General features: G+C 43.0%; 24 protein-coding genes. All 24 read left to right on the top strand.

All coding sequences use genetic code 11. The features are described 5' to 3' along the window. The first annotated feature begins 165 nt into the window (after positions 1-165). The 24 genes from BM176_RS19650 to BM176_RS19535 all read left to right on the top strand — a co-directional run bounded on the left by BM176_RS19650 (position 166) and on the right by BM176_RS19535 (position 21,402). Positions 166-2,181 carry an LTA synthase family protein gene (locus tag BM176_RS19650; protein ID WP_090105997.1) on the top strand — a complete coding sequence of 672 codons (2,016 nt, stop codon included), beginning with the start codon at positions 166-168 and terminating at the stop codon, positions 2,179-2,181. Positions 2,182-2,200: 19 nt separating this feature from the next. Continuing rightward, entirely contained in the window at positions 2,201-2,968 is a 768-nt protein-coding gene (locus tag BM176_RS19645; protein ID WP_090105996.1) for a class I SAM-dependent methyltransferase, read from the top strand. A gap of 2 nt (positions 2,969-2,970) precedes the next feature. Then, positions 2,971-3,549 carry a phosphatase PAP2 family protein gene (locus BM176_RS19640; RefSeq protein WP_090105995.1) on the top strand — a complete coding sequence of 193 codons (579 nt, stop codon included), beginning with the start codon at positions 2,971-2,973 and terminating at the stop codon, positions 3,547-3,549. Beyond that, a complete protein-coding gene (locus BM176_RS19635) occupies positions 3,546-4,277 on the top strand; it encodes a ZIP family metal transporter (RefSeq protein ID WP_090105994.1) in 732 nt (243 codons plus the stop codon). The genes BM176_RS19640 and BM176_RS19635 overlap by 4 nt, the downstream gene beginning before the upstream one ends. A gap of 23 nt (positions 4,278-4,300) precedes the next feature. Beyond that, positions 4,301-5,599: a hemolysin family protein gene (locus BM176_RS19630; RefSeq protein ID WP_090105993.1), complete on the top strand. Its 1,299-nt coding sequence runs from the start codon at positions 4,301-4,303 to the stop codon at positions 5,597-5,599. Positions 5,600-5,711: 112 nt separating this feature from the next. Continuing rightward, positions 5,712-7,253 carry a flexirubin biosynthesis tyrosine ammonia-lyase FlxA gene (gene hutH / locus BM176_RS19625; protein ID WP_090105992.1) on the top strand — a complete coding sequence of 514 codons (1,542 nt, stop codon included), beginning with the start codon at positions 5,712-5,714 and terminating at the stop codon, positions 7,251-7,253. Beyond that, positions 7,250-7,978, top strand: coding sequence for a flexirubin biosynthesis SDR family reductase FlxB (fabG, locus tag BM176_RS19620; protein ID WP_090105991.1), 729 nt, complete (start codon positions 7,250-7,252; stop codon positions 7,976-7,978). The genes hutH and fabG overlap by 4 nt, the downstream gene beginning before the upstream one ends. A 14-nt stretch (positions 7,979-7,992) precedes the next feature. Then, positions 7,993-9,219, top strand: coding sequence for a beta-ketoacyl-[acyl-carrier-protein] synthase family protein (locus tag BM176_RS19615; RefSeq protein ID WP_090105990.1), 1,227 nt, complete (start codon positions 7,993-7,995; stop codon positions 9,217-9,219). 278 nt (positions 9,220-9,497) lie between these two features. Beyond that, complete coding sequence (locus tag BM176_RS19610) at positions 9,498-9,755, top strand: phosphopantetheine-binding protein (RefSeq protein WP_090105989.1); 258 nt, start codon at positions 9,498-9,500, stop codon at positions 9,753-9,755. After that, positions 9,755-10,642 (top strand): LpxL/LpxP family acyltransferase, encoded by an 888-nt coding sequence (locus tag BM176_RS19605; protein ID WP_090105988.1) that lies wholly within the window; start codon positions 9,755-9,757, stop codon positions 10,640-10,642. The genes BM176_RS19610 and BM176_RS19605 overlap by 1 nt, the downstream gene beginning before the upstream one ends. Before the next feature lie 8 nt (positions 10,643-10,650). After that, positions 10,651-11,070, top strand: a complete 420-nt coding sequence (locus BM176_RS19600) for a hotdog family protein (protein WP_090105987.1) — start codon at positions 10,651-10,653, stop codon at positions 11,068-11,070. A 13-nt stretch (positions 11,071-11,083) separates the two neighbouring features. Continuing rightward, positions 11,084-11,824: a hypothetical protein gene (locus tag BM176_RS19595; RefSeq protein ID WP_143097862.1), complete on the top strand. Its 741-nt coding sequence runs from the start codon at positions 11,084-11,086 to the stop codon at positions 11,822-11,824. A gap of 72 nt (positions 11,825-11,896) precedes the next feature. Continuing rightward, on the top strand, positions 11,897-12,346 hold the full coding sequence (locus BM176_RS19590) for an acyl-CoA thioesterase (protein ID WP_090105985.1): 450 nt from the start codon (positions 11,897-11,899) through the stop codon (positions 12,344-12,346). Next, a complete protein-coding gene (locus BM176_RS19585) occupies positions 12,343-13,491 on the top strand; it encodes a beta-ketoacyl-[acyl-carrier-protein] synthase family protein (RefSeq protein WP_090105984.1) in 1,149 nt (382 codons plus the stop codon). Before BM176_RS19590 ends, BM176_RS19585 begins: the two co-directional genes overlap by 4 nt. Before the next feature lie 78 nt (positions 13,492-13,569). Continuing rightward, a complete protein-coding gene (locus BM176_RS19580) occupies positions 13,570-14,637 on the top strand; it encodes a methyltransferase (protein ID WP_090105983.1) in 1,068 nt (355 codons plus the stop codon). A gap of 31 nt (positions 14,638-14,668) precedes the next feature. Continuing rightward, positions 14,669-15,916 carry an NAD(P)/FAD-dependent oxidoreductase gene (locus BM176_RS19575; RefSeq protein WP_090105982.1) on the top strand — a complete coding sequence of 416 codons (1,248 nt, stop codon included), beginning with the start codon at positions 14,669-14,671 and terminating at the stop codon, positions 15,914-15,916. Positions 15,917-15,922: 6 nt separating this feature from the next. Beyond that, on the top strand, positions 15,923-16,501 hold the full coding sequence (locus tag BM176_RS19570) for a hypothetical protein (RefSeq protein ID WP_090105981.1): 579 nt from the start codon (positions 15,923-15,925) through the stop codon (positions 16,499-16,501). A gap of 2 nt (positions 16,502-16,503) precedes the next feature. Then, positions 16,504-16,764 (top strand): phosphopantetheine-binding protein, encoded by a 261-nt coding sequence (locus BM176_RS19565; protein ID WP_090105980.1) that lies wholly within the window; start codon positions 16,504-16,506, stop codon positions 16,762-16,764. Further along, entirely contained in the window at positions 16,764-17,972 is a 1,209-nt protein-coding gene (locus BM176_RS19560) for a beta-ketoacyl-[acyl-carrier-protein] synthase family protein (protein WP_090105979.1), read from the top strand. The genes BM176_RS19565 and BM176_RS19560 overlap by 1 nt, the downstream gene beginning before the upstream one ends. Before the next feature lie 4 nt (positions 17,973-17,976). After that, positions 17,977-19,044: a beta-ketoacyl synthase chain length factor gene (locus tag BM176_RS19555; RefSeq protein ID WP_090105978.1), complete on the top strand. Its 1,068-nt coding sequence runs from the start codon at positions 17,977-17,979 to the stop codon at positions 19,042-19,044. Next, positions 19,038-19,814 (top strand): polysaccharide deacetylase family protein, encoded by a 777-nt coding sequence (locus BM176_RS19550; RefSeq protein ID WP_090105977.1) that lies wholly within the window; start codon positions 19,038-19,040, stop codon positions 19,812-19,814. Before BM176_RS19555 ends, BM176_RS19550 begins: the two co-directional genes overlap by 7 nt. Beyond that, a complete protein-coding gene (locus BM176_RS19545; protein WP_090105976.1) occupies positions 19,807-20,442 on the top strand; it encodes a flexirubin biosynthesis/transport protein LolA2 in 636 nt (211 codons plus the stop codon). The genes BM176_RS19550 and BM176_RS19545 overlap by 8 nt, the downstream gene beginning before the upstream one ends. Beyond that, entirely contained in the window at positions 20,420-21,043 is a 624-nt protein-coding gene (locus BM176_RS19540) for a flexirubin biosynthesis protein LolB2 (RefSeq protein WP_090105975.1), read from the top strand. Before BM176_RS19545 ends, BM176_RS19540 begins: the two co-directional genes overlap by 23 nt. Next, entirely contained in the window at positions 21,043-21,402 is a 360-nt protein-coding gene (locus BM176_RS19535; RefSeq protein ID WP_090105974.1) for an ApeI family dehydratase, read from the top strand. Before BM176_RS19540 ends, BM176_RS19535 begins: the two co-directional genes overlap by 1 nt. Positions 21,403-21,405: the final 3 nt, after the last annotated feature.

The following is a 21,405-nucleotide window of genomic DNA, read 5'->3' as shown; positions in this document are numbered from 1 at the left end:
CCCGGAAAGTGCCTGCCAGATAAAATCCAATGGTATATATATGTTTTTAAGTTGATTTTAAGTGTTATGCATCATATGATAGATGTATAATTTGGTATATTTGCATCCGCGTTTAAATTTTTGTGGTGTTTTGAGCGTAATTCAATTAAAACAGTTGTTCTTTACATGAAATATTCCTGGAAAAATATACCCCGGTATATTCGTTACGTTATTCTGCAGGCTTCATTCTTATTCATTTTCTCGGTACTATTCCGCCTGGTATTTTATTTATTTTTCTTTAAAACTACTGTAACCGGAAGTGAACCAGTTATAAAAGCCTGGAACCTTGGGCTGAAGTTCGACCTGCGGTTGACCCTGGTCCTGATGGTGCCGGTTCTGCTGATTGCCCTTATCTGGCGGAATGGCTTTTTCACCAAACCGTTCCTTCGGTGGATTGTATTTACTTATCTGTTCATCGTTTACTTTGTATTAGTACTATTATATGTATTGGATCTGGGGCACTATGCTTATCTCAGTCTCCGGATAGATCCTAACATTTCCCGCTTTATGCTAAGTGGAGAAAGGGCAGACAATGCAAAGATGTTATGGGAAAGTTACCCTGTAGTGCGTGCCTTTATTGGCCTGGTGTTGTTTCTTTTCCTTGTTATCAGATTACTCATTGTTCCTTTCCGCAAACTGGCAACGCAAGCTGCTGTTAAGATTTCCCGCTGGCGTTTTACGGCCTGGGTTAGTGTAATGGTATTGTTTTTTGCTGCCGGCATTTACGGGAATGTGGCTTATTTCCCATTACGCTGGAGCCAGGCTATGTTTAACCGGGACAACGGTATTACCAGTCTTGCACTCAATCCTATTCTATACCTCGTATCTAACCTGTCTGTTAAAAGTGATACCTACGATCTGAAAAAGACACAGGAATATTATCCCATTATGGCTAACTATCTGCGGGTAGATCAGCCGGATGTGCAGAAACTTAAGTTTGTACGTGAGTTGCCTTCGGTACCTGAAAAACCTAAGATGAATGTGGTGCTGGTGATGCTGGAATCTACAGGTGCCTGTGTGACCAGTATGTTTAACAACCCGATGCAGGCTACGCCTAATATGCAACGTCTATCTGATAGCGGCATTCTGTTCCGGCGGTTTTTTGTTCCGGCAATAAGTACAGCCAGAACAGTTTATGGTGTTACAACCGGTTTGCCGGATATCGCTATGGCCAATACTGCTTCCCGTCATCCCAATATGGTTGATCAGCGTGTGATTATGGATCAGTTCACAGGATATGAAAAATATTACCTGCTGGGAGGCAATACTAACTGGGCAAACATTCGCGCTGTATTCACAAACAATGTGGAAGGGGTGAAAATTTATGAGGAAGGGATGTATAAAGCACCCAAATCAGATGTATGGGGAATCTCTGACTATGATCTTGTTACAGAAGCTGATGAGGTATTCCGGAATGCCAGCCAGCGGAAACAGCCTTTCGTCGCTTTTCTGCAATTGGCTGATAATCATCCTCCTTTTACCACAACTGAGGGGGCGGGAGACTTTAAAAAGCTGACAGAGAAGGATATAGATAAGGATAAGTTCCAGAAAGCCGGGTTTATTTCTATCGATCAGTTCAATGCATTACGTTATGAAGATTATAACGTTGGTCACCTGATAGACCTGGCAAAAAAAGGGGGGTATCTGGAGAATACCATATTTATAATGTTTGGAGATCATAACTGCTCTCTGAACCCATATCATTTCATGCCTACGCCTGAATATGAGCTGGCTAGTGGAGGCGTACATGCCACCTGCTTCATTTATAGTCCCGGAAATGTAAAACCACAGGTAATAAACCATACGGTAAGCCTGGTAGATGTATACCCTACAATGGCCACCATGGTTGGTATGCCCGTTAAGAACTATACACTCGGACAGGATATGCTGGATTCTTCTCACACAGGTCGCTATGCTTTTAGTACTTTTGTGAAGAATTTGCAAACATGCATTGCTGTGATAGGAGACCGGTACCAGTACGAAATCAATGTGCAGACACAGGAAACTGCCCTGTATGATCTCCAGGGCGACCCTTTGAAGAATGTGAAGCAACAGCAACCGGATACTGCAAAGGCACTTGATAATTTAACACGTGCTTTTTATGAAAGCACCCGATATTTGATGTTTAATAATAAGAAATAGCGAGTATTTGCAATAAAGCATGGAAGTTTATAACGAGATTGACGTGGAAGTACAAAAACAATGGTTTAAAGACTGGTTTAATTCTCCTTATTACCACTTGTTATATAATAACCGGGATAATAAGGAAGCAGCATCTTTCATAGATCAATTGCTGGAGTACCTGCACCCTTCTGCAGATGCTACCATGTTGGACGTGGCCTGTGGCCGTGGCCGTCATTCAAAATACCTGGCAGATAAAGGGTATACTGTTACCGGTATAGATCTGTCCATCCAGAGTATTAATATTGCCAAAAAACTGGAAAATGAGCACCTAAGCTTTTTTCAGCATGATATGCGCCTCCCTTTCCGGGTGAATTACTTTGATTTTGTCTTCAACTTCTTTACGAGTTTCGGCTATTTTGATACGCAGCGCGAAAACGAGAATGCCTTGCGCACGCTCAAAAATGCCCTGAAAACAGGGGGGATGCTGGTACTGGATTATCTTAACAGTCCATATGTAGCTTCGCACCTGGTATGTGAGGAAAAAAAGGAGAAGGAGAATGTGGTATTCGATATTCAGCGGGAGATCTGTGACCATAAATTCCTTAAGCAGATAGATATCCTTGACCGCTCCAGAATGCAGCATTCATCCTATACTGAGAGCGTAAGTGCTTATACGAAGGCCGATTTTGAAGGGATGTTTGCCCGCCAGGGATTACAGATAACAGATATCTTTGGAGACTATTATTTTAATAGCTATGATGAGCAACAGTCTCCAAGACTGATCATTATAGCGACAAAACCTTAGCCATGCTGGAGAAGCTGCTTCGTCTGGATCTTAAACTTTTTTTCCGCATTAATAACCAATGGCAGCACCCTGTGCTGGATGCTATTGTTCCCTGGTTAAGGGAGCCTTTTGTATGGGCGCCCCTATACTTATTCTTAGGGCTGTTTGTAACAATCAATTACAAATGGAGAGGATTCTGGTGGATCGCTTTTTTTCTGATCACTTTTGGGCTGGGAGATCAGATCAGTCTATATATCAAAGAAGCGGTTGGTCGTATAAGGCCCTGCCGTGATCCTTTGTTACAGCATTATGTAAGGGTGCTGGTGGTATATTGTCCGGGAAGTGGCAGTTTTACCTCCTCTCATGCTACCAATCATTTTGCACTAGGTACTTTTTGTTTTTTAACTTTCAGGCATATCTCCAAATGGTATGCTTCATTATTTTTTATCTGGGCTTTTATGATCAGCTATGCCCAGGTATATGTTGGTGTACATTATCCGCTGGACGTTGCCGGCGGTGCAGTACTCGGCATATTTATCGGGTTGCTGAGCGGCGGGTTCTTTCAGCGCCGTATCAGGCTGGAACATGAACTAACACCATGAATTGGATCTTCTTATTAATTATATTTCTTGCCACCCTTGGAGGTGGTATTATTCCAATGGTGGTCAGGAAGGTACATCCCAACCTGCCCATTTACCTGCTGGCATTTACCGGCGCCTGTCTTTTCGGAATTACTATCATGCACCTGTTGCCGGAAGTGTTTCATGAGCTGGGGAACAGCGCCGGGATCTATATTGTAATAGGTTTTTTTGTACAGGTAGCGTTGCAGCAGTTGTCGCACGGAACTGAACACGGGCATACACATGTACCCACGGATCATCACCATCATGTACCTATAGCCCCGCTCTTGCTAGGGTTGTCTATTCATGCTTTTATGGAAGGGATTCCACTGGGCTTTAATTTTAATGATAATGTTGCTATGCCTTCCCTGGTAATAGGGATAGCAGCCCATAAACTGCCCGAAGCACTGACGCTGATGACAGTAATGATTCATTCCCATCACCGTGGAACGAAATTATGGCGTATTTTACTGATCTTTTCACTTGTAACACCGCTGGCTGCCATCCTCGCCGCCGAATTAGGGAGCCATTCGGCATATATGACACATATTATTACATATGTGGTAGCATTGGTTATCGGAGCCTTTCTGCATATATCCACCACTATCTTTTATGAAAGCGGCACCAAACACCATGAATTAAGCTACCGCAAGGTAATTGCTATTTCAGCAGGACTGCTTTTAGCATTTCTTACCTTAATATTTGAATAATTCTTTATTTTAGCTTTTATATCATGGAAGTCGTCGTCATTATCCTCATCCTTATTTTATTAAATGGCTTATTCTCAATGTCTGAGGTAGCTATGGAGTATGCCCGTAAAGCGCGGCTGGAATATCTGGCAAATAAAGGTGATGAAAAAGCAAAGGCCGCACTGAAACTGGCCAATAATCCTGACAGGTTCTTATCCACTGTTCAGATAGGCATTACACTTATTAGTATTTTAATAGGGATCTACTCCGGTGCTACACTGAGAATGGACCTGATAGATATTGTAGCCTGTGTGGAGTTCCTTGCTCCTTATAGCCACGGCATTGCCACAGCACTCATTGTACTGGTGGTTACTTATTTCACCATCGTGCTGGGTGAACTGGTGCCCAAACGTTTGGGAGTAGCCCGTCCGGAAGCCATTGCCAAGCAGGTAGCGGCCCCTATGCTCTGGTTATCCAGGATCACATCACCATTTATCTGGTTGCTCACTATCTCCACCAATTTACTGATAAAGCTGTTTCAGCTGCAGCCTTCAGATAATAATGTGACGGAAGAAGATATCAAATCGATGATTAACGAAGGCACTAGTTCTGGTGCTATTGAAGAAACTGAGCAGGAGATCATTGAGCGGGTTTTTCATCTGGGAGACCGTAATATCACTTCCCTTATGACCCACCGCACGGATATTATGTGGCTGGATATTACCGATCAGAAAGATGTATTGAGAGATAAAATATTTGAAAGTGTACACTCTGTTTACCCTGTATGTGAAGGTCAGATAGATAAAATCCTTGGAATCGTATCCATAAAGGATCTTTACCTGGCAGCTGCAAGCAACAATTATACACTTGAACCCATCATTAAAAAACCGTTATTCATCCCTGAGAATAATTCTGCTTACCAGGTGTTGGAGAAATTCAAGGAAACCCAAAGTCATGCTGCATTTATAGTAGACGAATATGGTACTTTCCTTGGAATGATTACACTGAATGATATCCTGGAAGCTATTGTGGGAGATATGCCGGAAACCGGTCAGGATGATGACTACGAGATTGTTCGCAGAGAAGATGGATCTTATCTGGTGGATGGTCAGATTCCTTTTTACGACTTCCTCAGTAAGTTTGATAAGGAGGACTGGATGGCTGAATTTGAGCAGGAATTTGATACGATGGCAGGGTTTATCCTCCACCATCAGGAACATATACCAAAAATAGGGGAGAAATTTGAATGGAGGGGATTTACATTTGAAATAGTCGATATGGATGCCCACCGTATAGACAAAGTATTGGTAGAGGCACCAGACCCGGGAATAGAAGAGGGATAATCAAATAAACGTTGGATTTTTATTCTGTACATCATTAAACCTATGGTTCTTAATTAGAATTTGCTAATTTTGAATACTTTTTCATATATCTAAATATCATAATTTAAAAATAATGGTCGTTTTAGGAAGTAAGGTACTTTCACTGGAAGAAGTGTACAGAGTATTATTTGGGGGAGAAGAGTTAATCCTGGATGAAGCAGCTCTGCAACAGGTGCAGGAAAATTTTCTATTTCTGCAGAAATTCTCAGCAAAGAAGCTGATTTATGGAATCAATACAGGTTTCGGGCCAATGGCACAATACCGGATCAGTGAAGATGACACACATCAGTTACAATATAACCTAATCCGCAGTCATAGCTCCGGTTCCGGTAAATATATGACACCGGTTTTGACCAAAGCGTTAATGATTGCCCGTTTGAGCAGCTTTATGCAAGGCCATTCCGGTGTGCACCTGGAAGCGGTAAACTTACTCAGAGACCTTATTAATAAGAATGTATATCCTTGTATATATGAGCACGGTGGAGTAGGTGCCAGTGGCGACCTGGTACAGCTGGCACATCTGGGGCTGGTACTGATAGGAGAAGGAGAAGTGGTATATGAAGATACACTGCGTCCTACTGCAGAAGTATATGCGCAACTGGGTATCAAACCTATGAGTGTGCATGTGCGTGAAGGGCTGGCCGTAATTAATGGTACTTCTGCTATGACTGGTATTGGTCTGGTAAATATTATCAATGCCAAAAAACTGCTGGACTGGAGCACTATCCTTTCTTCCATGATCAATGAAGTAGTGGAGGCATTTGATGATCATTTGTCGCACGAGCTGAACATTGTGAAACTGCACGAAGGACAGAACAAGGTAGCAGCGGCTATGCGTCATGTGGTGAAAGACAGTAAAATGATCCGTCACCGTCCAGACCATTTCTATAAAGAACTGGAAGATGAGATTTTTAAAGATAAAGTACAGGAATATTATTCCCTGCGTTGTGTACCACAGGTTTTAGGCCCGGTGTATGATACACTGATGCAGGCAGAAAAAATTGTTGTACAGGAGCTGAATTCTGTAAGTGATAACCCTATAGTGGATCATCACAAGCAGAATGTTTTTCACGGAGGTAATTTCCATGGTGATTATATCTCCCTGGAGATGGATAAGATCAAAATTGCTGTTACCAAGCTGTCTATGTTGTCTGAAAGACAACTGAACTACCTCATGAATGACAAGCTGAATCATAAGTTCCCGCCATTCATGAACCTTGGTAAGCTAGGCTTTAACTTTGGTATGCAGGGTATTCAGTTCACCGCAACATCTACAGTAGCAGAGAACCAGACTTTGTCTTTCCCAATGTACCTACATAGTATTCCGAACAACAATGATAACCAGGATATTGTGAGCATGGGATGTAATGCTGCATTGATGACCAACCGGGTAATCGATAATACTTTTGAGGTACTGGCTATACAAATAATGACTTTGCTGCAGGCAGTAGATTATCTCAACTGCCAGGACAGACTGTCTACTTTCTCGCATAAGATATATACAGAAGCAAGAGCTATTTTCCCTAAATTTATTGAAGATAGTCCTAAGTATAAGGATGCGAAAAAGGTAAAAGAATATTTGCAGGCGCATGAACCTGAAACTGTATTTATATGAAATGTGCTTTAATAACTGGTGGTTCCCGCGGTATTGGCCGGGCAATATGTGTGAAGCTGGCAGAGCAGGGTTATTATGTGATCATTAACTATAAAGGGAATGAAGCAGCGGCCATTGAAACACTGGAAGCTGTACGTGCAAAGGGAAGTGACGGGGAAGTGATGAAATTTGACGTAGGAAATGAAGCAGAAGTACAGGCCGTTTTAGGTACCTGGGTAGAACAGAATAAAGAGAAGCAGGTAGAGGTGCTGGTAAATAATGCAGGAATCCGTGAGGATAATCTGATGTTCTGGATGAATACTGCGCAGTGGACAAATGTGGTGAACACCAGTCTGAATGGTTGGTTTTATGTAACCAAGCAGATCCTGAATAATATGCTGATGAAGCGTTACGGGCGGATTATTAACATTGTATCCTTATCCGGTATAAAGGGGATGCCCGGACAGACCAATTATTCTGCCGCCAAGGCAGGTATAATTGGTGCTACCAAGGCATTAGCACAGGAAGTAGCGAAACGTGGAGTGACTGTGAATGCCATTGCCCCGGGTTTTATTTCTACAGATATGACAGCAGAACTGAATGAAAAAGAACTTGCAGCTATGGTTCCTATGAATCGTTTTGGTAAACCAGAAGAAGTAGCAGAAGCAGTTGCATTTTTTGCATCAAAAGGTTCGAGTTATATTACTGGTGAAGTATTATCGATCAACGGAGGGTTATATACCTGATAATTGAGTTTGCCATGAATAGAGTAGTGATAACTGGCTTAGGAATCTATTCCTGTATTGGTAAAAACCAGGAGGAAGTAAGGGATTCATTATATAAAGGAAAATCCGGGATTATCCTGGATCCGGCCCGGAAGGAATTTGGTTACCGTTCCGGGTTAACCGGTTATGTGGAGCGACCGGATCTTAAAGGGCAACTGGACCGCCGTGCAAGGCTGATGATGCCGGAGCAGGCGGAATTTGCCTACATGAGTACCCGTGAAGCACTGGCCCAGGCAGCAATTGATGCTGATTATATTGATAAAACAGAAGTAGGAATCCTGTTCGGAAACGATAGTTCGTCCAAACCCGTGGTGGAAGCACATGATATTATGCGGGAAAAGAAGGATACCATGTTGGTAGGGTCTGGTTCTGTATTCCAGACAATGAACTCTACTGTGAATATGAACCTGGCAACCATCTTTAAACTACGTGGCATTAATTTCAGTGTAAGTGCCGCCTGTGCAAGTGGCTCCCATGCTATTGGTCTGGGATATACCTTTATCCGCAATGGCATGCAGGACTGTGTAGTTTGCGGTGGGGCGCAGGAAGTGAACATTTATTCGATGGGCAACTTTGACGCCATTGCTGCCTTTTCTGTAAGGGAATCGGAGCCCACAAAAGCCAGCCGTCCCTTTGATCGTGATCGTGATGGCCTGGTGCCCAGCGGTGGTGCTGCCACAGTAATTCTTGAAAGCCTGGAATCTGCACAGCGCAGGGGAGCGAATATACTGGCAGAGGTAATCGGTTATGGTTTCTCCTCCAACGGCGCACATATTTCCAACCCAACTATAGACGGGCCTGTACGCTCTCTGCAAATAGCCCTGCAGGATGCCGGTTTACAGGCAAAGGACATTGAATATATCAATGCACATGCTACGAGCACACCGGCAGGAGATGCCAGTGAGGCTGCTGCGCTGGACCTGGTATTCGGAGAATCAAAACCTTACATCAGTTCAACCAAATCTATGACCGGCCATGAGTGCTGGATGGCAGGTGCCAGTGAGATCGTTTATTCCATGTTAATGATGCAAAATGGATTCATTGCCCCTAATATTAATCTGGAGAATCCTGAGGGAGCTGCAGCAAGATTAAATATTACAAATAATACTATTAATAAAGATTTTAATATATTTTTGTCTAACTCTTTTGGCTTTGGGGGAACTAACTCTTCTCTTGTAGTTCGAAAATGGGGTAATAAGTAATTAACTGTCAATACTTTAAGGTGTTTTAGCCACAACTAACCTCAACATTGTTTTCCGGGAAGCATTCATGCATATAACTGCCGGGATATTTATTAACTTTGAGCAGGCAAATACATCGCAACGTATTGAAAAAGCGGGCACTAGACGAACGAACGATCATTCGGAGGGACTAACAATAGACAGGGTACATTATAACCGGATTTTAGATTTAAAGCGAACCTAATTATTTTAATAAAATTATTTTTGTTTCAACCTATATCTCAGAGTCACACTTAATTATGGAGAAGATAGAGATAATACAGACCACAAATGCGTTCCTTATAGAGGAATTTGAGGCGAATCCTGAAAGTATTTCACCTGATGCTAATCTTAAAATAGCATTGGACCTGGATAGCCTTGACTACATAGATCTGGTAGTTGTAATTGAGAACAACTTTGGATTCAAAGTTAACCCGGAAGATTTCCAGTCAATTATCACTTTTCAGGACTTCTATGACTATGTAGGTGTTCGTGTTAAACAAAAAGAACTGGTCTGATGCCTTCATGGGAGGGGAAATCCAAAGGAAGTAAACTGGGGTATGGTATTTTTGTTGTGACGTTACGTTATGGAGGGGTAATGCCGGCGTATGCTGTATTAAGAATTGCAGCAGCTTATTACTTCTTTTTTTCTTATAGTTCATCACGCCCTAGTTTTAAGTACTTCCACAAAAGAATAGGTTTCGGGCGATGGAAATCGCTTATCAGCGTTTACAAAAACTATTACATATTTGGACAGGCACTGATAGATAAGGTTGTTGTAATGTCGGGCATTCCGAATAAGTTCACATTTGAATTTGAGGGGGAGAGTTATCTGCGTGAGATAACAGCAGCGGGAAAAGGCGGCATCATGCTGAGTGCGCACCTGGGCAACTGGGAAGTAGCCGGTCACCTGTTTCAGCGACTGGAAACGCGTATTAACGTAGTGATGTATGACGGGGAGCATGAGCATATCAAGCAGTATCTGTCATCTATAACAGGAGAACGCAATGTGAATATTATTGTTATTAAGGATGATTTATCGCACATTTACGCCATTAACGATGCTCTTGGTAAACAGGAACTGGTGTGCATGCATGCAGATCGTTTCCTGGAAGGCAATAAAACAGTAAAGGTACCTTTCCTGGGAGCAGACGCTCATTTCCCGGTTGGGCCGTTTCTGCTGTCTACCACTTTTCGCGTACCGGTATGCATGGTGTTTGCCTGTAAAGAATCAAACACGCATTACCACCTGTATGCAACGAAGCCAAAGGAATATCATACCCATCGGCGGGCAGGAGTTAATCTTGCCATGAATGATTTTGTGCAGCAACTGGAAACTATGGTTAGAAAATACCCTGAGCAGTGGTTTAATTATTACGATTTCTGGGAATCACCATCCAAATAAACTGATTTATGTTCATCCACACCAGCGACATTACAGAATATATCCCTCAACGTCCGCCCGTTGTAATGATTGGCGGATTGCTCGAAGTGAAAGATAATATTACCCGCACCGGTTTGCAAATTGCAGCCGATAACCTCTTTGTAGAAAATGGTAAGCTGATGCCTCCCGGCTTATTGGAGAATATGGCGCAGACAGCTGCTGCCAGAGTTGGGTATGTTGCCCAGCAGGAGAATACCCCTGTACCTATAGGCTTTATCGGAGCCGTGAAAGATTTTGAAGTATTTGACCTGCCTCCCGCCGGATCATTCATCGAAACCATTACTGAAATACAAAGCCAGGTATTTAATGCAACTATGGTAGCTGGAAAGGTAATGTTGAATGGAAAGGTAATGGCTCAATGCGAACTTAAGATTTTCATAAACCCATAAACCCCCGATTTTTATGATCATTCGTAAAAGGTACATGTATGCTTGTTTGTCACTGCTGTTATTATGTTTGCTGAATGCAAACAGTTACGGACAAACCCTGAAGGAATTCTTTAACAACAAAACTATCCCGCTTACCTACCTGGGAGTTGATTTTACATTAGCTAAGGTACAGGGCGAAGTGGCAAGTGCCAACGAAATCCGTGACAAGTTTGAAGCAATTAACACGGTCATTGCAACGGAAGTGAAAAAGTATGATGTAGCAGGTGCTTTCCAAAGAAGTACTTCTACGAATGAGCTTTCTATGATCAATAAGCTGAACGAAAGCGCGAGCACTGAGAAAATGAAAACAGACAATCTCAGTGATCTTGAAAAAAACGTTAAGCCGGAAGATGTTAACAAGCATGTGAAAGCGTATGATCTGAGCGGAAAAAAAGGTATTGGCCTTGTCTTCATTATAGATGGCATGAGCAAAACCAATAAGGAAGCAACGATGTATGTAACACTGATTGATCTTGCTTCAAAAAAAGTGCTGATGGCAGAACGTATGACCGGTAAGGCACAGGGATTTGGCCTGCGTAATTACTGGGCTTACACAGTATACAAAGTGCTGAATGATATTGATAAGCACAAGTATAGTGATTGGGCCGATGCTGCAGCTAAGGCACCTGAAGTGAAGGAAGAAGTAGTGGAAGAACCTAAGAAGGGAACATCTGCAGCAAAAGAGCCAAAGGCTAAGAAAGGTAAAAAGGCATAATTCACAGTGCGTATAGTGGTAGATAAATTAAACGTCGTTTTACCGCTATACGCAACTGATTAAAATAGAAACATGGGTCCTGGATTAACTGAGAGCGTGAAGGTATTGGTAAGATTTAATGAAGCGGACCCGCTGGGAATAGTCTGGCATGGTCACTATGTACGTTATTTTGAAGACGGGAGAGAAGCTTTCGGTGAAAAATATGGCTTGCGTTATCTTGATATTTATGAGTACGGTTATACTGTACCGGTTGTAAATGTAGTGTGTAATTACAGAAAGCCGTTAAGATACGGCGACAGTGTGAGAATAGAAACAACATACATCAATACTGCGGCTGCAAAGGTGAGATTTGAGTATAAACTGTTCAATGCAGCAACAGGAGAACTGGTAGCAGATGGAAGTTCATTACAGGTATTCCTGGATATTGCTACTTCTACACTACAGTTAACAATGCCACCATTTTTTGAAAAGTGGAAACAAACACAGGGATTGTTATCACCTTCAAATAAAGAGAAAAAATGAAGAGTGTGTATGTAGTTGCGGATAATATATTATCGCCGCTGGGCAGAACAACTGAAGAGAATTTTTCAATCGTTTCCAGGGGACAAAGTGGCATACAGCTGCATGAAAACAGGGCACTTTCAGTACATCCTTTTTACGCAGCCATGTTGCCACCAGGACAATTGGAAAGATACTGGAGTGAGGATAGCCTGGATACCTATACGAAATTTGAACAACTGCTGATCCTGTCTGTGCAGAATGCACTGGACAGAACAACAATAGATATTACAGACGGACGTACGGCTTTCATTGTATCTACCACAAAGGGAAACATTGAATTGCTGGAACAACAGTCCGATCCTGCAAATGCGCCATTGAAAGAAATGGAGTTATTTAATACGGCGAAGAAAGTAGCCGCATACTTTAATTATAACCAGGATCCCATCGTGATCAGTAACGCATGCATATCCGGACTGCTGGCAATATTAACTGCCAGAAGACTGATACTCTCCGGGCGTTATGATCATGCGGTGGTAACAGGTGCCGATGTGGTTACCCAGTTTGTATTGTCGGGGTTTCAATCATTCCAGGCAGTGAGTAGTGAGCCTTGTCGTCCGTTTGATGCAGAGAGGAAAGGAGTAACGCTTGGTGAAGGAGCTGCCACGGTGATATTAACAAGTAAAGAAGCGTATATACCAGCAAATGCGATAAAAGTAGGTGCGGGGGCGGTAAGTAATGATGCAAACCATATTTCCGGCCCCTCACGCACAGGCATGGAACTGAGCAATGCAATTCAACTGGCAATAAAAGGCAGTGGACTGACGCAGACCGATATCGGATTTGTATCTGCCCACGGAACTGCCACCCTATATAATGACGAAATGGAATCAAAAGCGATGCAACTGGCAGGTTTGCTGGATGTACCCGTAAATAGCTTTAAAGGTTATTACGGACATACATTGGGAGCCGCCGGGTTAATAGAAGCCATTATTGGTATGCATGCTCTACAGCAGAATCTGGTGATTCCTACCCTGGGCTTTGAAACCCTGGGGGTAAGTCAGCCTGTGAAGGTGAACCGTGAGATAGAACAAAAAGACATGCAACATTTTTTGAAAACAGTGTCAGGCTTTGGGGGATGTAATGCAGCAATGATATTTTCTAAATAAATCGTCGTGTTTCTCTTCCGGGATCGGGGTAACTCCTGATTGCCAGCGGAACCTGATAATTGTAATTTAAATTCAGAAATGGAGCTTTTTACCAAAGAAACAAAAACAGCATTACAGGCACAGGAAGCAGCTTTAAGGCTCGCCTTTGCTCCTATCGCATTCCAGGCTACGCGCGCATTGCGCGATTTCGGCATACTGCAGGTTATTAGTGAAAGTGGTCCAAATGGTTTAACTATTGAAGAGGTCCTGGAGAAGGTAAAAGTAACCCGTTATGCTGCCCGTGTATTGATGGAAGCAGGATTGGGTATGGAATTGCTGATAGTAAATGACAAAAGGTATTCTCTTACCAAAACAGGCTATTTCATTCAGCATGATAAGCTGACCCGTATTAATATGGACTTTTCGCAGGATATCTGCTACAGGGGGATGGACCACCTGCAGGAGAGCCTGCTGGAAGGCAGACCTGCCGGTTTAAAAGAACTGGGTCCCTGGGATACTATTTATCCAGGCTTGCCATTATTACCTCCCAAGATTGGAAAAAGCTGGTATGACTTTGATCATTACTATTCAGATCTGGCTTTCCCACAAGCATTATCAATCGTATTTGAAAACAAACCCCGCAAACTGCTGGACATTGGTGGAAACACCGGTAAATGGACACTGGCATGTACAGCACACGATAAAGATGTACAGGTAACCATGTTCGACCTGCCGGGAGAAATTGAGATTGCTTCACAAAGAGTAAAAGAGGCAGGAGTTGCAGACCGTGTATCTTTCCATGAAGCCAATATACTGGATGAAAGCCTGCCTTTCCCTTCAGGTTTTGATGCCATCTGGATGAGCCAGTTCCTGGACTGCTTCTCTGAAGAACAGATCGTTTCTATTCTGAAACGTTGCGGACAGGCACTTACAGATACTGGTACTATTTATATCCTTGAACCTTTCTGGGACAGACAACCATTTAAATCAGCAGCTTTCTGTTTGCAGCAAACATCCCTTTACTTTACTGCAATGGCAAACGGTAATAGCCAGATGTACCATACAGATGACTTCTTCCAATGTATAGATGATGCAGGATTGAAGGTTGTGGAAGAAAACAACCAGATGGGCCTCAGTTATACATTGCTGAAATGCAAAAGAAAATAAGGATCCGCTTTTCATTTAAACCCTACAATATATGACTACAGAAAAAGTGGATGTTCTGGTTATCGGTGCAGGTCCTGCCGGAACTGTAGCCGCATCCATCATTCATCAGGCAGGTTACACTGTTAAAATTGTTGAGAAACTAAAATTCCCACGCTTTGTTATCGGAGAAAGCCTGTTACCCCGCAGCATGGAAGCTCTGAATGAAGCAGGATTTATTGATGCTATCAAGGAGAAAGGCTTCCAGGAAAAGTTTGGGGCAAAATTCGTAAAAGGTAATTCCGTATGTGATTTCACCTTTAAAGAACAACATACACCAGGATGGGACTGGACGTGGCAGGTAACCCGTGCAGACTTTGACAAAACCCTGGCCGATACCGTAGAGAAAATGGGTGTTCCCGTATCCTATGAAACAACAGTTACAGACATCCGGTTTAACGGCTCCGATTCAGTAACCACTGTAGAAGATCTGCAGGGTAACAAATCTGAAATAGAGGCCCGCTTTATTGTAGATGGAAGTGGTTATGGCAGGGTGATACCACGCCTGTTTAACCTGGAACGTAATTCCAACCTGCAGCCACGTAAAGCATTATTTGCCCATACAGTAGATATTCGCCGTTCCATGGCTGATGAACCTAACCGTATTACGGCTGTTGTACATAAACCAGGTGTATGGATCTGGATTATTCCTTTCTCCAATGGCAATACTTCAGTTGGTTTTGTGGGTAATCCCGAATTCTTTGACTCATATCCCGGTACGCCAGAAGAACAGTTCCGTGCAATGCTGGAAGATGAGCCTTATACCCGTGAGCGTTTCCGTGGTGTAGAAATGGTATTTGAACCACGTATTCTACAGTCCTGGTCTGCTACCACAGATAAGTTTTATGGTGATGGATTTGTACTTACCGGTAACGTAACGGAATTTTTAGATCCTATCTTCTCATCTGGTGTAACTTTGGCATGTGTATCTGCGCAGACTGCCTCAAAACTGGTGATCCGCAAACTGAAAGGTGAAGATGTAGACTGGGAGAAAGAATATATGGAACCAACCATGCAGGGGGTGAATACTTTCCGCTCCTATGTAATGGCGTGGTACGAAGGTACGCTGGATACTATCTTTTTCTCTAAGCAGCAGGAGCCTGAAATCAAAGGACAAATCTGTTCTGTTCTGGCAGGTTATGTATGGGATGAGAGCAACCATTTCGTGAAGAATCACGATACCGCACTGAAGAGACTGGCACGTACCATTGAATTAACAGACAAGATCTTTAAACAAGAATAACAAGTTTTGGAGAAAGGGGAGTTATATATCACAACAAGTTGCGTGATCCGGGATAACCAGATTACCAGGAATGGTGCATTGCTCTGGGAAACTTCACCGGAAATGGAGCTACCTGATTTTCTGCGGGCGGCATACGATCATTTTTCCGGTCAGTATCCGAAATTTCATAAGATGGATAACCTGTGCAAGCTGGGTTGGCTTGCAACAGAAGTACTGTTGCAGGATAAACCACTTGCCGGTTACGCACCGGAAGAGACCGGATTGATCCTGACCAACAGGAGTGCCAGTCTGGATACAGACCTGAAGTACTACTCAACAGTAAAGGAATTTCCGAGCCCTGCATTATTTGTGTATACACTCCCCAATATTGTAATGGGAGAAATCAGTATTCGTCATGGTTTTAAAGGAGAAAATATCTTCTTTACAACAGACCATTTTGATATGGAATTGATAACTGCTTATGCAGAGCAGCTTTTTAGCGAAAATGCAGTGTCTGCCTGTATTTGTGGATGGATCGAGGTCATGAACCAGCAATATGAAGTAATTTTACATTTGGTTGAAAAGGATAAACAAACCTATAATTAGACATGGAAAAATTGATGGCGGCGCTGAAAGCCCAGATCATAGAGCAGTTGAACCTGCAGGAAGTAAAACCCGAAGAGATCGGAGACGATCAGCCTTTATTTAAAGACGGTCTGGGACTGGATTCAATTGATGCATTGGAGCTGATAGTACTGTTGCAGCAGAATTACAATATCCGCATTGCAAATCCTGAACAGGGACCCGAAATATTCCGTTCTGTGCGTACCATTGCAGAATTTATTACGGCCCATCAAAATAAGAATTAATGGGTAGTGACGTATGGATAGGCGGTGGTGGCGTTATCTGCGGGATAGGAGATAATCTGCCTGAATGTATAGATGCATTCAGAAGAATGTCAACCGGTGCAGGTGTGATGGAAAATCTGTCGTCTGCCCTGCGTAGTTCTTTTCCTGTAGTAGAAGTGAAAGCTGATAATTTCACCCTGGCCGCCCGTGCAGGTTTACCTTCGCATATCAGCAGAACAGCTTTGCTGAGCCTGATAGCAGCACGGGAAGCATGGGAGAGCACCGGATTGGGAGACATCCGGAACTACCGTGTTGGCTTCGTTTCTGCCAATACAGTAGGGGGGATGGATAAAACGGAAGATTTCTTTGCTGAATACATGAAAGATCCGCAGCAGGGACATTTACACCAGGTAGTGAATCATGAGTGTGGGAGTATTACAGAACTGGTGGCCGATGCTTTAGGCATCCGTCATCATGTTACCACTATCAGTACTGCCTGTTCTTCAGGTGCCAATGCCCTGATGTATGGTTCCCGGCTGATCAGGAATAATATGGTAGATGTGGTGATTGCCGGAGGTACCGATGCGCTCACCCGTTTTACATTGAATGGATTTAATACTTTAATGATCCTGGATACGGAATCCAGCCGTCCTTTTGATGATACCCGTAAAGGGTTGAACCTGGGAGAGGGTGCGGGTTATGTAGTACTGGTAAAAGATGAACTGTCAGAGGTATTGCGGCGTGGTCCCTGGTGCAGGCTCAGCGGCTTTGCAAATGCCAATGATGCTTATCATCAGACAGCTTCTTCCCCTGATGGTACAGGGAATTACCTGGCTATGAAAGGCGCACTGGAAATGAGCGGACTGAAGCCGGAACAGATCGATTATATCAATCTGCATGGCACAGGTACCCAGAATAATGATTCGGCAGAAGGACTGGCCATTGACCGCCTCTTTGCACCACATTATCCGCAGGTGAGCAGTACGAAATCATTTACCGGTCATACATTGGGTGCCAGTGGAGGGATAGAAGCTGTATTTTCAGCCATGGCAGTAAGAGAGGGATACATTTATCCGAATGCTAACTTTACTACCCGGATGAAAGAAGTACCTTTTTCGCCGGTAACCGGATTTTCAGAAGGTAACAAGATCCAGCATGTAATGTCCAATTCATTTGGCTTTGGCGGAAATTGTTCCAGCCTTATATTTTCAATGAGCACGGAAGGTTAAAATTATGAATATCTATATACAGGGAACAGGTTGTGTGTCGCCGCTGGAAACAGCTGCCGAGGGACCTTTTCCGGTTGTTGTTAACCCATCGTATGAGGGTGCACGCCTGAAAGTAAGTGACCCGGACTACAAACAATGGATAGACATCAAACAGATCCGGCGCATGAGCCGCATCATAAAAATGGGAGTTGCCGCTGCTAAACTCAGCCTGGCAGAAGCCTCTGTGGAAATGCCGGATGCCATTATTACCGGTACAGCCTATGGCTGCCTGGATGATACCGGTGTATTCCTTACCAAGATGATCAGCCAGAACGAAGAAATGCTCACGCCTACTTCGTTTATACAATCCACACACAATACTGTAGCCGGACAGATAGCTCTGATGCTGAACTGCCATGCCTACAACAATACTTTCGTACATAAAGGATTCTCTTTTGAAAGTGCACTGCTGGATAGTATTATGATCCTGAAAGAAGGGAACTCCAGACACATCCTGATGGGTGCAATGGATGAACTGACCAATCATAGTTTTAATATCATTTCCCGTTTTAACCGGTTCAAAAAAGAACCTGTAACCCATACTGAACTCCTGCAAAGCACTACCCATGGTACAGTTGCCGGAGAGGGGGCAGCCTGTTTTGTATTGGGAACAGAAAAGAGTGATAGTGCTATGGCAAGGCTGACGGGACTAACCACTTCCTACAAGCCAGGTAGTACAGCAGAAATTGCAGCAGATATTATTGCTTTCCTGGCTGTGCATGAAATAGCACAGGAAGATATTGACCTGCTGATTACCGGTCGTAATGGCGATGTGGAAGGGGATACATGGTATGATCATGTGGAAAGAACACTGTTTCCTAATCAGGCAGTAGGCTGTTTTAAACACCTTTGCGGAGAATATCCTACGGCAGCTTCTTTTGGTATGTGGGCAGGATGCAAAGTACTGTCTTCCGGACAGGTGCCTGCAGATGTACTCTTTAAAGGGAAGGCGCCTGAAAAAATAAAGAAAATCCTGATTTATAATCATTACAAGGAAACACATCATTCCTTAATACTTTTAACCGGATGCTAACACACCGTAACGCCAATATCGCTTTGTTTGTGATCCTGGGTACTTTGCTGCTGGTTCAGTATCAGTGGCATTCTATACCCTGGTGGTTGTTTGTGTTATTACCGCTCCCTTATGTTTCCCTGGTAGCATGGGGGGCATGTACAATTGAATCGAACTTTTTTATGCCGGTGGTATGTGCTGCTGATACGACAGAGAAAGTAGTAGCTATTACTTTTGATGATGGTCCACAGTTAAAGCATACACCGCAGATCCTGGATATATTACAGCAGCAGCAGGTACCTGCTGCCTTCTTCTGTATAGGTAAAAATATTCCCGATAATGAAGTGCTGCTCCAGCGAATACATGAGGATGGACATGTGATAGGTAATCACAGTTATTCTCACCATTTCTGGTTTGATATGTTTGGAGCAAAACAGATGCTGGCTGAATTAAAATCAGTGGATGATACGGTGGAGAATGTGATCGGGAAAAGACCGCGTTTGTTCCGCCCGCCATATGGTGTTACCAATCCAAACCTGCGCAGAGCTGTGCAGCGTGGAAAATATATACCTGTAGGCTGGAATATCCGTTCTCTTGATACTATTGCTAAACAACCTGAAGAAGTATTGCAACGGATCACACCCTTTATCAAACCGGGTGCTGTGATTTTACTGCATGATTCTATGGAGGTGACACTGCAGGCATTGCCTGCACTGATTGCTCACATCCGGAAAGAAGGATACCGGATTGAAAGGATTGATAAGTTATTAAATATACCCGCTTATGCGTAGATGGATCATGTTGTTGAGTTGTATTGTTTGTGCAACCGTTACACAGGCACAGGTGGCCGGTTATAAAGCCGTAGCCGATGTGGCTGCTTTTAAACAGCAATTTGCAAAAGCATCACAGGCTACACAATCAATTCAGTCAGACTTTGTGCAGGAGAAAAACCTGAGCATGCTGAGTGATAAAATTGTTTCCAAAGGAAAATTCTGGTTTAAGAAAGATAATAAGGTACGTATGGAATATATGCAACCATCTTATTATCTGCTGGTGATGAATGGGAAGGATATCAAAACAAAAGATGGTCAGAAAGAAAGTCATGTCTCCGCCAAAGGAAACAAGATGTTTGAGCAAATCAATAAGATCACCGTGGATTGTGTACAGGGGAATGTATTAGGTAATGCAGACTTTACTACAAAAATCCTTGAAAATGCACAGTCTTATTTATTGGAATTAACACCAGTAAATAAAACACTATCACAGTATTTTAAATCCATTCATCTGCTGGTAGACAAGAAAGATTATTCTGTATCAACCATTCAGATGTATGAAGCCGGAGGTGATGATACCAGCATCAACTTTGTACATAAACAATTGAATGTAAATATTCCAGATGCGATCTTTGCTGTTAAATAGTGTTTTGTTTGTGCTGCTACTGACCACTGGTTGTACATCTGTTTATAAGGGGTTACAGAAAACAACGGGAGATGTGAATTGTATCTCACAGTTCCGTCCGCAGTTCGCCAATACACTGTACAGTACACAGGTAGACGTGACAACGCATCATTTGAGCGGATTGCTCTTCTTTAAGCAGATGCCCGATAGTAGTTTGCGTGTGGTATTTGCGAATGAGATGGGCTTTAAATTCTTTGATTTTGAATTTACAAAGGATGGTGGTTTTATTAAACATTACATATTGCCGAAGATGGATAAGAAAAGTGTGGTAAAGACTTTACGTGGAGATTTTGAACTGGCATTATTGCGGCCGGACCTGCAGCATGCGCAGGTAAAGCGCGACAGTAATTACCAGTATATAGTAGTACCTACCGCGAAAGGCAATAACTATTATATAACAGACACTACATGCAGCCGGTTGGTACGTCTTGAAAAATCATCCCGTCGCAGACCAGTGGTAAAAGCATGGCTGAGTAATTATAAGGATGGGGTGCCGGATAGTATATTGATCAGGCATCAGCAGTTTAAATTTAATATTTCACTACAACGCGTTCAGAAATAATGCTAGCAGGAAAATTATATACACTTGAACAAGAGCAACCGGGAGAAGGTACCGGTACTTACAACATCTTATGGAATGCCGGGCATCCTGTATTTGAAGGACACTTTCCAGGAAGACCGGTAGTGCCCGGTGTTTGCATGATGCAAACTATACAGGAACTGTTGGAAAGATTACTCCAGAAGAAGATGACGCTGAAAAAGGCTGCCAATATGAAGTTCCTGAACATGATAGATCCAACCGCCAATCCACAGGTAGAAATCACCCTGCAACATAAATTACAGGAGGATGAACTGAAGGTGACTGCAACCATTAAATATGAAGCACTCACTTTTATGAAATTCCAGGGAACATTCGTTTAAGCA

Origin of the sequence: Chitinophaga sp. CF118 (genome assembly GCF_900112615.1) — a bacterium.
GTDB lineage: Bacteria > Bacteroidota > Bacteroidia > Chitinophagales > Chitinophagaceae > Chitinophaga.
Note: the sequence above shows the minus strand (reverse complement) of the source record. Positions and strands in the feature narration are given on the sequence as shown.

Excerpts from the sequence above, each read along its gene's own strand:
- BM176_RS19600 (WP_090105987.1), top strand. The coding sequence starts at position 10,651 with ATGTTCATCCACACCAGCGACATTACAGAATATATCCCTCAACGTCCG.
- BM176_RS19575 (WP_090105982.1), top strand. The coding sequence starts at position 14,669 with ATGACTACAGAAAAAGTGGATGTTCTGGTTATCGGTGCAGGTCCTGCC.
- BM176_RS19545 (WP_090105976.1), top strand. The coding sequence starts at position 19,807 with ATGCGTAGATGGATCATGTTGTTGAGTTGTATTGTTTGTGCAACCGTT.
- BM176_RS19605 (WP_090105988.1), top strand. The coding sequence starts at position 9,755 with ATGCCTTCATGGGAGGGGAAATCCAAAGGAAGTAAACTGGGGTATGGT.
- BM176_RS19565 (WP_090105980.1), top strand. The coding sequence starts at position 16,504 with ATGGAAAAATTGATGGCGGCGCTGAAAGCCCAGATCATAGAGCAGTTG.
- BM176_RS19560 (WP_090105979.1), top strand. The coding sequence starts at position 16,764 with ATGGGTAGTGACGTATGGATAGGCGGTGGTGGCGTTATCTGCGGGATA.
- BM176_RS19580 (WP_090105983.1), top strand. The coding sequence starts at position 13,570 with ATGGAGCTTTTTACCAAAGAAACAAAAACAGCATTACAGGCACAGGAA.
- BM176_RS19610 (WP_090105989.1), top strand. The coding sequence starts at position 9,498 with ATGGAGAAGATAGAGATAATACAGACCACAAATGCGTTCCTTATAGAG.
- BM176_RS19630 (WP_090105993.1), top strand. The coding sequence starts at position 4,301 with ATGGAAGTCGTCGTCATTATCCTCATCCTTATTTTATTAAATGGCTTA.
- hutH (WP_090105992.1), top strand. The coding sequence starts at position 5,712 with ATGGTCGTTTTAGGAAGTAAGGTACTTTCACTGGAAGAAGTGTACAGA.
- BM176_RS19645 (WP_090105996.1), top strand. The coding sequence starts at position 2,201 with ATGGAAGTTTATAACGAGATTGACGTGGAAGTACAAAAACAATGGTTT.
- BM176_RS19615 (WP_090105990.1), top strand. The coding sequence starts at position 7,993 with ATGAATAGAGTAGTGATAACTGGCTTAGGAATCTATTCCTGTATTGGT.
- BM176_RS19555 (WP_090105978.1), top strand. The coding sequence starts at position 17,977 with ATGAATATCTATATACAGGGAACAGGTTGTGTGTCGCCGCTGGAAACA.
- BM176_RS19550 (WP_090105977.1), top strand. The coding sequence starts at position 19,038 with ATGCTAACACACCGTAACGCCAATATCGCTTTGTTTGTGATCCTGGGT.
- BM176_RS19540 (WP_090105975.1), top strand. The coding sequence starts at position 20,420 with ATGCGATCTTTGCTGTTAAATAGTGTTTTGTTTGTGCTGCTACTGACC.
- fabG (WP_090105991.1), top strand. The coding sequence starts at position 7,250 with ATGAAATGTGCTTTAATAACTGGTGGTTCCCGCGGTATTGGCCGGGCA.
- BM176_RS19635 (WP_090105994.1), top strand. The coding sequence starts at position 3,546 with ATGAATTGGATCTTCTTATTAATTATATTTCTTGCCACCCTTGGAGGT.
- BM176_RS19650 (WP_090105997.1), top strand. The coding sequence starts at position 166 with ATGAAATATTCCTGGAAAAATATACCCCGGTATATTCGTTACGTTATT.
- BM176_RS19595 (WP_143097862.1), top strand. The coding sequence starts at position 11,084 with ATGATCATTCGTAAAAGGTACATGTATGCTTGTTTGTCACTGCTGTTA.
- BM176_RS19640 (WP_090105995.1), top strand. The coding sequence starts at position 2,971 with ATGCTGGAGAAGCTGCTTCGTCTGGATCTTAAACTTTTTTTCCGCATT.
- BM176_RS19590 (WP_090105985.1), top strand. The coding sequence starts at position 11,897 with ATGGGTCCTGGATTAACTGAGAGCGTGAAGGTATTGGTAAGATTTAAT.
- BM176_RS19535 (WP_090105974.1), top strand. The coding sequence starts at position 21,043 with ATGCTAGCAGGAAAATTATATACACTTGAACAAGAGCAACCGGGAGAA.
- BM176_RS19585 (WP_090105984.1), top strand. The coding sequence starts at position 12,343 with ATGAAGAGTGTGTATGTAGTTGCGGATAATATATTATCGCCGCTGGGC.